Annotated in this window: 9 protein-coding genes; 5 read left to right on the plus strand and 4 right to left on the minus strand. The window is 48.2% G+C overall.

The annotated features are described in order from the left end of the window. Positions 1-27: 27 nt before the first annotated feature. On the minus strand, positions 28-2661 hold the full coding sequence (locus RQM65_RS10730; RefSeq protein WP_314014877.1) for an MGH1-like glycoside hydrolase domain-containing protein: 2634 nt from the start codon (positions 2659-2661) through the stop codon (positions 28-30). A gap of 212 nt (positions 2662-2873) precedes the next feature. On the opposite strand from RQM65_RS10730, the gene RQM65_RS10735 reads away from it, so the two are divergent. Together RQM65_RS10735 and RQM65_RS10740 are read left to right on the plus strand one after the other, a co-directional pair. Then, positions 2874-3347, plus strand: a complete 474-nt coding sequence (locus RQM65_RS10735) for an ankyrin repeat domain-containing protein (protein WP_314014879.1) — start codon at positions 2874-2876, stop codon at positions 3345-3347. A 24-nt stretch (positions 3348-3371) separates the two neighbouring features. After that, a complete protein-coding gene (locus RQM65_RS10740; protein WP_314014880.1) occupies positions 3372-4145 on the plus strand; it encodes an amidohydrolase in 774 nt (257 codons plus the stop codon). A gap of 173 nt (positions 4146-4318) precedes the next feature. On the opposite strand, the gene RQM65_RS10745 is transcribed toward RQM65_RS10740, so the two are convergent. Beyond that, positions 4319-5944: an Ig-like domain-containing domain gene (locus RQM65_RS10745; RefSeq protein WP_314014882.1), complete on the minus strand. Its 1626-nt coding sequence runs from the start codon at positions 5942-5944 to the stop codon at positions 4319-4321. 286 nt (positions 5945-6230) lie between these two features. Beyond that, entirely contained in the window at positions 6231-6950 is a 720-nt protein-coding gene (locus tag RQM65_RS10750; RefSeq protein ID WP_314014883.1) for a ComF family protein, read from the minus strand. A gap of 45 nt (positions 6951-6995) precedes the next feature. On the opposite strand from RQM65_RS10750, the gene RQM65_RS10755 reads away from it, so the two are divergent. Then, on the plus strand, positions 6996-7892 hold the full coding sequence (locus RQM65_RS10755) for a DUF8428 domain-containing protein (RefSeq protein ID WP_314014884.1): 897 nt from the start codon (positions 6996-6998) through the stop codon (positions 7890-7892). A 108-nt stretch (positions 7893-8000) separates the two neighbouring features. Beyond that, complete coding sequence (locus RQM65_RS10760) at positions 8001-9548, plus strand: glycine--tRNA ligase (protein WP_314014886.1); 1548 nt, start codon at positions 8001-8003, stop codon at positions 9546-9548. A gap of 94 nt (positions 9549-9642) precedes the next feature. Here RQM65_RS10760 and RQM65_RS10765 read toward each other — a convergent pair whose 3' ends face one another. After that, a complete protein-coding gene (locus RQM65_RS10765; RefSeq protein WP_314014888.1) occupies positions 9643-11721 on the minus strand; it encodes a TonB-dependent receptor family protein in 2079 nt (692 codons plus the stop codon). Positions 11722-12101: 380 nt separating this feature from the next. Between RQM65_RS10765 and RQM65_RS10770 the strand changes: the two genes are divergently transcribed. Beyond that, positions 12102-12866, plus strand: coding sequence for an exodeoxyribonuclease III (locus RQM65_RS10770; RefSeq protein WP_314014890.1), 765 nt, complete (start codon positions 12102-12104; stop codon positions 12864-12866). Positions 12867-12890: the final 24 nt, after the last annotated feature.

The following is a 12890-nucleotide window of genomic DNA, read 5'->3' on the forward strand; positions in this document are numbered from 1 at the left end:
CACTCATCTGGTCACCTCGGCCTTGTCTTACCGATTGATCTCCTCGATTAGATTGGCCACCAGTGCGGTCCATCCAGTCTGGTGGGAGGCCCCTGCACCACGGCCGTTATTGCCATCGAAATACTCGTAAAAAAGGATCAGGTCTTTGAAATGCTCATCGGAATAGCGCTTTTGGTGCAATGCGTTTACCGGTCGCCGGCCATTTTCATCCTCCTTAAAAATACCGATAAGCCGTTTACTGATCTCGAATGCAATTTCCTTTAGGTCGAGGTAATTGTCGCTGCCCGAGGGGTAGGGAATTTTAATGTCGTCGCCGAAATAGTTGTGGTATTCCTTGAGGGTGCTGATAAACAGGTAGTTCATCGGAAACCAGATGGGACCGCGCCAATTGGAGTTGCCCCCGAACATATCGGTAGTCGATTCGGCGGGCTGGTATTGAATGCCGTAGGTGGCCCCGTTGATCTCAATGTTGTACGGATTCCCATGCGCCTTTGACAACGATCGGATACCGTAATCGCCTAAAAATTCATCTTCGTTCAAGAGACTCTCCACCAATTTTTTTAGACGTTCACGGGGAACCAGTGACAAGAGCACGTCTTTGTCGGTAGCAAATTCCTCGACGACCTGATATTTATTGGTCTCCATCCGGTATTTTCTGTACCAGGCCATACTTGCCCTGAAGCGCGGCAGTCGGTCGAGGTGTTCTTTTCTGATATTCAGCACTCCGGTCATCGACAGCAATCCTGAAATGGATCGCACCTTGATCGGGATGGAACGCCCTTCGGGCAGAATCAGTTTGTCGTAGAAAAAACCTTCCTGTTCGTCCCAAGAGCTCGATGAGCCTTCACTGATTTTATTGAGGGCTTCCGCGATAAATACAAAATGTCCGAAATATTTCAGGCACATGTCCTCAAAGGTGTCATCGTCCAAGGCAATCTCAAGGGCCATTTCAAGCATGTTAAGGCAGTAGAGCGCCATCCACGAAGTGCCGTCGACCTGTTCGAGGGTGCCCCCACCGGGGATGCCGTTGCTGCGGTCGAAGACCCCGATGTTGTCAAGGCCGAGAAATCCGCCCTCGAAGACATTGTTCTCCGAACTGTCTTCCCGATTGACCCACCAGGTAAAGTTCAGGGCCAATTTGTTGAACATGCGTTTGAGGAACTTGATGTCCCCCTCGCCCGTTTTGCGCTGTTCCATCTGATAGATCTGAATGGCGGCCCAGGCCTGAACAGGCGGGTTGACGTCGCTAAAATTCCATTCGTAGGCGGGTATCTGTCCGTTGGCGGCCATATACCACTCCTTAGTGAACAAAAGCAGCTGTTTTTTAGCGAATTCGTGGTCGATCATCGAGAAGGTGACACAATGGAAGGCGGAATCCCAGGCTGCGAACCAAGGATACTCCCAGGCGTCGGGCATGGAGAGAATATCGTGATTGCGAAGCGTCTGCCAGTCGTGGTTCCTTCCGTGCCAACGTTCTTCCGGCGGGTGGGTGCCTGGATCGCCTAGCAGCCATTGTTCCACGTCATAATTGTAGTACTGCTTCGTCCACAATAGTCCTGCAAAAGCCTGTTTTTGGATTTCACGTTGTTCTTCGGATGATTTCTCGGTGACCGCCTCGAGAAAGGAACGGGATTCATCCATACGTTGTGAGAAGACCGAATCGAAATCCTCGGCAATAGGATGGTCCATACTTTTCGGAGTCAGCCGCAGTCGGATGGTCTTGGTCTTCCCCGGCCCGATCTGCATCCGGTACAGGGGCGCAAACTTGGTGCCTTCCCTATTTTTTTCGGTCAATTCGAAATCCTCGTTGATCACCGCTTCGTGAAACAGATCTTTTTTAAAGGGATGGTCGTTGCTCCGGTTGAAGACCCGTTCCGTATTGGTCTCATTCTGGGTGAAGAGCAGGCGGTCGGGCGTATCGAAATACAGGTTGTATTTACCGACATAGGTATGATCGACCGAGACATGGGGCGCATCCTCGGGCCCCTCTCTCTTGATGACCGGCTTTTCGGGCATGCCGACAAAGCTCCAGAAGTTACGGGTCCAAAGGGTAGGGAGCAGGGTCACCGGGGCGGGATTCGGACCCCGGTTGGCAATGGAAATTTTAATGAAGATGTCCTCTTCTTCCGCCTTGGCGTATTCGGTATAGACATCGAAATATTCGTTATTGTCGAAGATGCCAGTGTCCAGCAATTCAAATTCGGGGTCTTGCTTGCCGCGTTCGTTATTCTCGGCGACTAGGCGTTCGTAGGGGAATTCATTCTGCGGATATTTGTACAGCTGTTTCATATAGCTGTGCGAGGGCGTGTTTTCCAAATAATAATATAGCTCTTTTACATCCTCGCCGTGGTTGCCCTGGGGGCCTGTCAGTCCGAATAGCCTTTCCTTTAAAATAGGATCGTTTCCATTCCAAAGGGCAATCGCGAAACAAATGTTGCAGTAGCGGTCGGAAATGCCCGCTAGTCCGTCTTCGCCCCAGCGGTAGGTGCGGCTACGGGCATGGTCGTGGGGAAAATAGTTCCAAGCGTCACCATTGGCACTGTAGTCTTCTCGCACCGTGCCCCATTGGCGCTCACTGAGGTAAGGGCCCCATTTGTGCCAATCTTTCTTTTTGGAGTAGTTTTCGTCGAGCCTTTGCTTTTCTTTATTGCTTTCGGACATATTTTTTTGCAAGAAATTAAGTTCGAAATATATAAAATTTAAAGTTCTTCGCCTTCTTGCGATGCGAATGGGATACAATTTTTTTGGAAAAGCCAAAATTCAATAGGATCCTATAGCTTGTACGTGAATTAAACGATATCTTGCACTTACGGCAAGGTAACATTGAACCCATGGACCCGGCCCGACCCTTTTGATTTTGAAACATCTGAGCGATGAACGAAGTTTTTTTCGACGAAATACGAATTGGAAATTATAAAAAGGTAAAGACCATGTTGGCCAATAACCCGTTGCTACTTGATAGTAAGGACCAACGCGGCTCTACCCCGCTGATCATGGCGACCTATTACGACGAACCCAAGATTACCGATTTATTGTTGCGGCATGGGGCCAAGATCGAAGCTCGAGATGCCGCGGGCAACACAGCGCTGATGGGGGTTTGTTTTAAAGGCTATGAAGATTGTGCCGAAAAACTGATAAACAATAGGGCCGATATCAATGCGCAGAATGCCATGGGGGCTACTTCCCTCATCTATTCCGTAAACTTCGACCGGCCAAGGATCGCCAAGCTGCTGTTGGAAGCAGGTGCCGATACCACGATCAAGGACAACCGCGGCAACACCGCTTTGGATTACGCCAGGATTCATGGAAACCTCAAGCTGATCGCGTTGCTGGAAAATAACAATTGATCTATCAATGAAACCCTCAAACGAATGAAAGGTATCTTGAAAACTGCGCTCTTGCAATACCCCTTGGTCTGGGAAGATCCCGAAGCCAACCGAAACCGTTTTTCGGAGGTTTTGAAGGATGTTTCCCCGGATACCGATATTATCGTGCTTCCCGAAATGTTCAATACCGGTTTTACCATGACCCCCGAAAACGTGGCCAAAGAGGAAGGTCCCAAGACCGTGGATTGGATGCTACAAAAATCCCTGGAAACCAACGCCGCCCTCGCCGGAAGCATTCCATTTTACGAGAACGGAGCGTTTACGAACCGCCTCTTTTTTGTTCAGCCCGATGGAAAGACCGCTTCTTACGACAAACGGCATACCTTTACCTTGGCCGGGGAGGACAAGGTTTACGACGCAGGCGCGGATAGGATGCTTGTGGATTTTAGGGGCTTCCGGATTTGCCCCCTTGTCTGTTATGACCTGCGCTTTCCCGTTTGGTCGCGAAACACCGACGATTACGACGTACTTATCTATGTCGCCAATTGGCCTGAAGTGCGTATTACGGCCTGGGACGCCCTTTTGAAAGCGAGGGCCATCGAGAATATGGCCTATTGCATCGGGGTCAACCGGGTAGGAACGGACGGGTCCGGCCATGCGTATAACGGACATTCCGCGGTATATGACCCGTTGGGGGAGCGGACGGCATTTTCCGAAAAGGAGGAAATTGTCCATACCATCTTATCCAAAGCCCATATCGGATCGGTCAGAAAGAAGCTGCGGTTTCTGGAGGATAGAGATCATTTTAAACTTCTTTGAACGAAATATGAACAGGCGTTTGGAATTCACTCCGTTGTTCCGACTTAAAAAAGCTGGGCAATACCTATTCCAGTCAACAGTCACAGTGTTCCCGTATCTCGTCATGGGTCACCCATCACCATAGTTCCATCTTCCGTCAGCGGTCACCTGTGCCGTCTCCCGTCGGCACAGTTTCAGTTCCTGAACGTAAACGTCTCCTCCAGCTCCCAGTTCGCCCGCACCTCTACGGTATCGGGGTAGTAGCTCACCTTTTCGGGCTGCCTCTTCTTTAGGAAATCGCCGGTATCCCATTTTTGGTTTCCGTTTTCGTCGAAGATTACGCGGATGAAATACTTGGCCGGTTCGATGTTATTGAAACTGATGGGTTTTGGGTCCGTCGCAAAGCTTTCGCGTTTGAGGTTCCCCTGTTCGTCGGTCAGTTCAACTATCAAAGGGTACGCCGAACTATCGGCCTCGATGTTGAATTTCAAATTACCGAGGTCGGCATAACTTTGGGTCGTCAAATTGTACAACAGGCTATCGTTGGTCTCCCCAAAGAAATCGGTAATCGCCCCGGGTAACAGGTCGATCTGGTAGTTTTGATTGGGAGCGACTTTAAAGTCGAAATCCACCCGGTTTTCCAGGGTATCCAGGGCTGCTGTAAAGGACACCGACAAGGAGTCCTGGTCCATCATACTGATCTTGGTCGTATCAACATTTGTCAGCGGGGTATTGGCCGCGATATAAAATGGGTCGTGGAAATTAAGGGAACCGTTTTGGCTAGGGTTCAATTGCAAAGAGTCTATATCTACTTTACGAGTTTTCACGGTAAAGGTATCGATGACCTTCGCCTTTTCATTGGTTATCTTGAAAAGAATTGAATCCATCTCAAAAGGAGTAAACCAATAATTAAGGGTGTCTTTGTTGCGCTCTTTCAGTATTTTAGTGCGTACCGTATCGGGAAGCGGGGTCAGCGGCTCGATCTCAACCTCGGAGGCATCCCCAAAGTAACCGAACTGAATGCGGTTTTTGGCCGTGAGACTGGGCACGGCCATGTTGTAGTTAGGTACTTCCTTAAAAAGGGTCAATAGATAGGTCGAATCGGTGGGCAGGGTCAAAGTATCTTCCATAAACGCTATTTTATCGACGTTTTGGTCAAAGACGTTGTTTTTGGCCTCGTCCTTAAGGGCGAATAGCTTATACTGGCCTTCCTTTAGGTTTTTTAGCCTGAAAACCACGGTGCTGTCCAACGTGTTGGTTATGTAGTTCGGCGGCCTTTTAAAAATGGTCGAATCGGTGTAAGAGGTATCGATTTCGTAGAGCATCACACTGATAAACTCGTCTGCCTTTCTCTTGAAGGCGTCTTTGACAACCCCCGCCACATCCAATGAATCGATATAGTCTCCCGTAGAAAACACGTAGGTCAGAAAACTGCTGGGGTTACCTTCGTTATTGTCCTGTACGCTCTGCCCGAAATTGATGGTGTAGGTCGTATTTTCCCGAAGGGTATCCTTGAATTTTAGTTCGAGAAATTTACTTGCGGCCCCCTGGGGCTTGATTTCAGGCTGGTATTTAAGAGGTGGGGAGACGATTAGTTGATTCTGAACGTCCTGCAGCTTAATAAACTCATCAAAGTAAAGTCGGATGCGATTGGCGTCGAAATTGACCGTCATGCTGTTGGGCTCTGTCCTTAGAAGTTGGGGCGGGGTTATGTCCTTGGGTCCCCCACTGGGACTTCCACGTCGTGCGCATTGCCAGAGGGCGGATGCCAAAAGCACTAGAAAGAGAATCACCGTTAAACGACGGAGGATACAGGCCATAATCTGAACGAATTCGGAACAAAGAAACGATAATTTTGATAGGGGTTCGAGACGATAAAGGGTTTTTTAACAAAGAACTCGTTTAGACTTTCTCTTTTACCTGCAAATTTCACATTTTATATCCTAATTTTGCGTTTTACCGCACCGTAGCTATCGCTATGCCGCTCAAAAAAACCTTGATTAGGGCACAGAAGCCTCCCGAAAGCTTTCGGGATCGGTTCCGAACAAAAAGTCTAAATGAGTTCAAGGTCTCTTCGCTCTATTTAAACCTACTACTATTGGAAAACTAATTCCACAACTTCGGCACGACCGCCATACTGGCCAGGTAAACGGTTGTGCCGGAGCCCTGTTGCAGCGTCCGCGCGCAGGTTTCCATAGTGGCGCCAGTGGTGATGACGTCATCTACCAAAAGGATGTTCTTATTTTTAATATAATCGGAATCCGACAAGGTGTACAGCTTCCTGCCGTCATGCCATCTTCCAATTCTTCCCTTTTTGGTCTGGGTCTTGGTATTTGCTGTCTTAATGAGGATGTGGTCCACATATTCCGCTTCGAGGTGAAGTGCCAATTTTCGGGCAAATCCCGCCACTTGATTGTAGCCTCTTATCCTCGATTTTTTAGGATGCAAAGGAACTGGAACCACCACATCGATGGTTTTTTCCAATTCGCGCTTCCCCTTTAGAAGCTGTCCGTACCAATCTCCCAAAAAACCGCTCACACGTTCTTGGTTTTTATATTTTAATTGATGGATCAGCCGTTGTACATTGCTCTTTTCCGAGAAAAAAAGGAATGAACTGCACTTTTTGATGTTAATTCTGCCGTAAAATATACGGTCGACGGGGTTTTCTTCGTTGTAGCTATATCCAGTTAGCGGAATGTCGTTTCGACAAAGGGTACAGAGAACATTCTCTCCTCGAAATAGATGCGCGGAACAGCCGAAACAGCTCCGTGGCATCAAGACCGAATGGATATCGTTCAGTATATTTAACGCAATTTTGCCGACCATAATAACTTGCCTTTAAAATCCTACCTAAAAGCCTACTTTCACTGTATGAATGGTCAAGATAAGAAATTCAATGCTAAGATAGTCCTGACCGTCATGGTTATAGTGATTATCGGCATACTCATCGCGTTCTACTATAGTTACGCCCAATCAGAAAGTCAGATTGGTTTTCTGGAGCACGAAAAAGAGCTGCTCGTAAAGGACCTTACGATGATGAAAGCCGATGTCGACCGGCTTTCCGCCCTTAACGAGGTCAACGAAATAGAACTTGAGAGCTCTAAATACCGCGTGCAGCGGTTGATGGATTCCATAGGGCGATTGAATTTTTCGGTAAAAAGGTTGCGGAGTTTTAGATCCGAGCTCCGCAGGCTCGAGGCGAAGAACGATAGCCTGAAACTCAAGAACAATTTATTGAATGACAACAATTTGCTGCTCGAAGACAAAAATAGTAAGGCACAAAAAAAGATCAGGGAACTCAGGCGCAAGAGCAGCTCTTTGGCCAAAGCCGAGGCCTTGCAGCGCGAGAAAGTAAAGGAACTGAACGAAGAATTGAAGGAAAAAACCTACCTAAAGCTTAGCAATATAGAGGGCAGTGGATTTCGCTTACGAGCAGGCCGACCCATAAAGAGCGATAAGGCCTCTGTTATCGAAAAGCTTAGAGGTTGTGTCACGATTATTGGCGATTCTGCCGCCATAAATACGAAAAAGGTAATCTATTTTCAATTTTTGAATCCGAATATGCGCGTTTTGGAAGACAATGCCAACACCATTACGGTCAACGGCAACGTGTACAGTAAGCGGGTGGAGTTTCTATTCACGGGCGAGTACACCGAGGTTTGCGATAATATTACGCTTCCGCGAGGTTCTTTGGAGGAGGGCAATTACCGAATCAATATTTTCGAGAACCAAAAATTGCTTTCCACTTCCGAATTTGAATTGAAATAAGAGGTTCTGCTCTCATCGGTAAATCGGAATAGAAATATCACTTTCTCCACTTCCGAATTGAACCCAAATAAATTTTCCGACAGGGGTTAATTATTCTATTTTTGCCGCATGGCAAAACAAGACGACGATTTCAGGCGGGTAATATCCCACGCAAAGGAGTATGGCTACGTATTCCAATCAAGTGAAATTTATGACGGGCTGAGCGCCGTCTATGACTATGCACAGAACGGCGCCGAGCTCAAAAAGAACATACGCGATTATTGGTGGAAGGCCATGGTGCAGCTCAACGAGAATATCGTTGGAATCGATGCGGCCATCTTTATGCATCCCACTACGTGGAAGGCTTCAGGGCACGTAGATGCTTTCAACGACCCCCTTATCGACAATAAGGATTCAAAGAAACGCTACCGCGCCGATGTGCTGGTAGAAGATTATGTGGCCAAATTGGAGAACAAGATCGAAAAGGAGGTCGCCAAGGCCGCCAGACGCTTCGGGGATAAATTCGATAAAGCGCAGTTTCTCGCTACCAATCCCCGGGTGGTCGATTATCAGGAACGGGCTACCACAATCTTAAAAAGACTGGGGAAATCCCTCGAAAAGGAGGACCTCGAGGATGTAAAAAAACTAATCGAGGAGCTGGACATCGCCTGCCCCATGTCAGGTTCAAAAAATTGGACGGATGTGAAACAGTTCAACCTTATGTTCGGCACCAAATTAGGTGCTAGTGCGGGTAGTGCAATGGACCTGTATCTGCGGCCCGAGACGGCCCAAGGTATTTTTGTCAACTATCTGAACGTTCAGAAAACCGGTCGCATGAAGATTCCTTTTGGTATCGCCCAGACCGGAAAAGCCTTTCGCAACGAAATCGTCGCCCGGCAATTTATCTTCCGGATGCGCGAATTCGAGCAGATGGAAATGCAATATTTCATCAAGCCCGGAACCCAGATGGAGTGGTACGAAACCTGGAAGAAGAACCGTATGAAATGGCACTTATCCCTCGGCTTCGACGAAGCGAACTACCGTTTCCACGACCACGAGAAATTAGCGCACTATGCCGATGCCGCTTCCGATATCGAGTTCCGTTTCCCCTTCGGATTCAAGGAGCTGGAGGGAATCCACTCCAGAACGGATTTCGATTTGGCCAGTCATGAGGAATACTCCGGCAAAAAACTGCAGTATTTCGATCACGAGACCCGCGAAAGCTATGTGCCCTATGTGGTAGAAACCTCTATTGGACTCGATAGGATGTTTTTGGCGGTGTTCTCAAAATCCCTACAAGAAGAGGAACTTGAAAACGGGAGTACAAGAACGGTATTAAAACTACCCGCGGTGCTGGCCCCGACCAAGGCCGCCGTTTTTCCTTTAGTAAAAAAAGATGGGCTCCCTGAAATCGCTCGGGAGATTGTCGCCGATCTGAAGTGGGATTTTAACGTCGAATACGACGAAAAGGATGCCGTAGGCCGACGTTACCGTCGACAAGATGCCGCCGGAACCCCTTTCTGTATTACCGTTGACCATCAAACCGTCGAAGATCGCAGCGTCACGATTCGGCACCGCGATAGCATGGAACAGCAGCGGGTAGCCATCGAGGATCTAAAAGGAATCATTCACAAGGAGGTTGACATGAAGGCGTGGTTGAAGCGAATTGTGGATTAGGGGGCAGTGGCGGTAGCGGTTGGCAGTGATGTTGATCCGATAGCTTGAGGGTTATTCAAAATTCATCAAAGAATCATTGACCAATAGCTATTTTTCACAGCTGGTACCCTAATCGTAAGCTCCCATAGAAATTCCTAGGATTCCCTGGATAATAGTATCGGGGTTCCCCGCCAAAACTGCCGGCGTTGATCAGAACCGATTCCGCGTAGTGTTCATCGAAGATGTTGTTAATCCCGAAATCTATTCCGATAGTAAATTTCTCCGACAAGGGTTTGCGATAACCCATTCTAGTTGTAAAAACGGTAAAGGCTTCGCTTTGTAGGCTGTTGGCATCGGTCAATGGTATTTCGGAAACGTGGCGGTGGGCGATATTCCAATAAAAACCGTTGAGAAACCGGGTCTGAATGCCTGCAGTTCGCAGCTGTTTCGGCACCCCGGTCAGCGGGTTTCCCGAAAAATCCTCACCCTCGTCGATGAATTCCACAAATTCGTGATCATTGAGGGTAAAGCTAATAAACGGAGCGATCTGGAGATTCTGACTGATGGTCCACGTATAGTCCATGACAAGTTCGAGTCCCCTGTGGCGGGTCTCCCCCGCGTTCTTACCGACAAATTGGTCCTCCGCGACGCGTTCGGCCACCAACAGGTTACGGACATCCATTTGATAGAGAGCTACGTCTAGATGAAACCTGCGTTGATCTAGGTAAATCTCCGTTCCTATTTCGTAGTTCGTTCCCGTCTCTTGGGCTATATCGGGATTGATGACCCCGTCGGGCGTTAGCGTCTGCTCTACAGTGGGATTCGAGAAACCTCGGCTAACATTGGCAAACAATTTGGCCGCTTCCGAAACCCGGTATTCGAGATTTAGGCTGGGAAGGGCTATCAGGTCAAAATCACGTTCTGCACTGGTATTTTCCGCCCCCACGTTGAAACGGTCGCGAAAATCGTATTTCGTTTTGTTCACGGCCAGGCCCAATTGTGCCGAAAAAGCATCCGTCAAGGGTAGTAGAATAGTGCCGAAGCTGTTGATTTGTGTCCGGAACTCCTTATTGTCTGCAAACGCATCTCCTTGTAGACTGCCGTTAAGGGGCTGCGCCAAGGTTTCGAAAAGCGACCAGTCGTATTCGTCCTTATATAGCTCTGCGCCTATGGTGTAAGCAGCATTTCGATTCAAGAAGCTAAAATTGCCGCTAAAGCGTGTCCGGAATCCATAGGCATTGGTGAATTCGTCCATAAACCCCAAAGGTCGGGGGCGTTTTTCGAAGTGTTCGAGGTAGGAGTAAAAAACACTGGTACTGTTTTCCAATCTATCCCCGAATTTATGCGCATAATTAATGCCGACCAAGGTATAATTATTGGCTTCAAAGCCTTCTACTCCGCCCCAGTTCGCGGCCGCCTGTTTGGGGTCTTCCGCAAAGGCCGTTGCCCCTATGGAGCTGGCGATATGCGCCGAATAGTCGATATGGTTGACCAATAGTCCGACCCTGTTTTTATTATCGATTTGATAGGATGTGTTCAGGAGTACACCATCTCTTTCAAATCGGCTGTTTTCTCGATAGCCATCAGTTTCCAGATGGCCATATTGTAGCCCCAATCGAAGTTTGCCGTCGTAATGGTTGAAGGAAAGATTATCCTTTAGCATCCCGAAGGAACCCACGGTCAAGTTGTTCGAAATCGTGGTGGATCTGCCCAGGGCTTCATCTGGATTCAAGATGATCGCCCCGCCCAGATTGGCCCCGAAAGAAGTTCCTTTGGGCCCCTTGATGACCTCCATCTGGCTGAGGTTTTCCAGGTCGAAGGCCTCGATGGTCGAAAATCCTGAACCATCCGTAACGGGAATATCATTGTAGTAGAGACGCAGCTTGTCCGTTCCATAGAGGGTACGGGCACCGATTCCACGGACCGTTATCCTATTGGTGTTCAAGGCTCCCGATAGCACATATACCCCGGGTATTTGGTTTATGGCCGAGGTCATCTCAATGGGACTATAATTCTGGAAAATTTTGGCCGCAATGACATCCGACGGCACAATCCCCGCTGCGTTTTTCACTTTTAGGGCATCCAAGAGAACGACTTCGTCCAGTTGGGTGACGCTGTCGTTCTGCACGGGATCTTGGGCATAGGTGAAATAAAACGGGAGAGAGCAGAGTAAGAATTTAAAATAGAATTTCATACGTCTAAATGTTCATAATTATCGGAAAATAAGCTAATCAAAAAATGGAGAACGTATGTAACCGCTGCGCTCCCGCACTAAAAATTCTAAAAATTGCCTTTGGTGAAGTAATTTATAAAATTTATCAGAGCTCATTTCATGGTCAAAATTTAAATGGGCAAAAGTAACGAAGTTGAATGGCATCCTTGTCCTCTATTCCGTATTTTCGCTGACTATAAACAATTATTTGATTATTTGATCAACGAGGTGCCAATCGGAGCACCGTGGCCAACCAATCTGCCGAACACGCGTTAAACGACCAGCAAATCTTTCTAAGATTGGGCGCCGAGTTAGGTATGGGCATCGGCTAAAACAATCCCGCAAAACGAACAAACTTTAGTATGAAAATTGTTTCCTACAACGTCAATGGCATCCGTGCCGCGGTGAGAAAGGGCTTTTTGGATTGGCTGCAGACCGTCAACCCCGACGTGGTCTGCCTTCAGGAAATCAAGGCCATGAAAGATCAGCTGGTGTTGTCCCTCTTCGAGGAAGCCGGATATCCCTATCATTATTGGTTCAGCGCCCAAAAGAAAGGGTATAGCGGGGTGGCTATCCTATCTAAAACAAAGCCAGATCACGTAGAAGCGGGAACGGACATCGAGTATATGGACTTCGAGGGCCGTAACCTGCGTGCCGACTTCGGCGAGCTCTCCATTATGAGCCTGTACCTGCCGTCGGGCACCAATATATCCCGGTTGGAGCACAAATTGAAATATATGGCGGATTTTCAGAAATATATCGGCGAACTCCGGGTGACACATCCTAACCTTATCGTACTGGGCGATTTCAATATCTGTCATGAAGCCATCGATATTCATGACCCCGTGCGTCTCAAAAATGTATCGGGATTCCTTCCCGTAGAAAGAGAATGGATCGGAGATTTTATCGACAACGGTTTTATCGACAGCTTCCGCCAATTCAATCCTGAGCCCGATAATTATACGTGGTGGAGTTACCGTGCCAACGCCCGCGCCAACAACAAAGGTTGGCGACTGGACTACGGAATGGTCGCCGAGCCTCTCAGAGACCGGCTACAACGTTCGGTAATACTATCCGAGGCCCGTCACAGCGACCATTGTCCGATTTTGGTGGAGATTGACGCCTAAATTCGTAAATTTGCCCGCCCTGAA

The sequence above is a fragment of the Pricia mediterranea genome (assembly GCF_032248455.1).
Taxonomy (GTDB): domain Bacteria; phylum Bacteroidota; class Bacteroidia; order Flavobacteriales; family Flavobacteriaceae; genus Pricia; species Pricia mediterranea.

Excerpts from the sequence above, each read along its gene's own strand:
- RQM65_RS10730 (WP_314014877.1), bottom strand. The coding sequence starts at position 2,661 with ATGTCCGAAAGCAATAAAGAAAAGCAAAGGCTCGACGAAAACTACTCC.
- RQM65_RS10735 (WP_314014879.1), top strand. The coding sequence starts at position 2,874 with ATGAACGAAGTTTTTTTCGACGAAATACGAATTGGAAATTATAAAAAG.
- RQM65_RS10740 (WP_314014880.1), top strand. The coding sequence starts at position 3,372 with ATGAAAGGTATCTTGAAAACTGCGCTCTTGCAATACCCCTTGGTCTGG.
- RQM65_RS10745 (WP_314014882.1), bottom strand. The coding sequence starts at position 5,944 with ATGGCCTGTATCCTCCGTCGTTTAACGGTGATTCTCTTTCTAGTGCTT.
- RQM65_RS10750 (WP_314014883.1), bottom strand. The coding sequence starts at position 6,950 with ATGGTCGGCAAAATTGCGTTAAATATACTGAACGATATCCATTCGGTC.
- RQM65_RS10755 (WP_314014884.1), top strand. The coding sequence starts at position 6,996 with ATGAATGGTCAAGATAAGAAATTCAATGCTAAGATAGTCCTGACCGTC.
- RQM65_RS10760 (WP_314014886.1), top strand. The coding sequence starts at position 8,001 with ATGGCAAAACAAGACGACGATTTCAGGCGGGTAATATCCCACGCAAAG.
- RQM65_RS10765 (WP_314014888.1), bottom strand. The coding sequence starts at position 11,721 with ATGAAATTCTATTTTAAATTCTTACTCTGCTCTCTCCCGTTTTATTTC.
- RQM65_RS10770 (WP_314014890.1), top strand. The coding sequence starts at position 12,102 with ATGAAAATTGTTTCCTACAACGTCAATGGCATCCGTGCCGCGGTGAGA.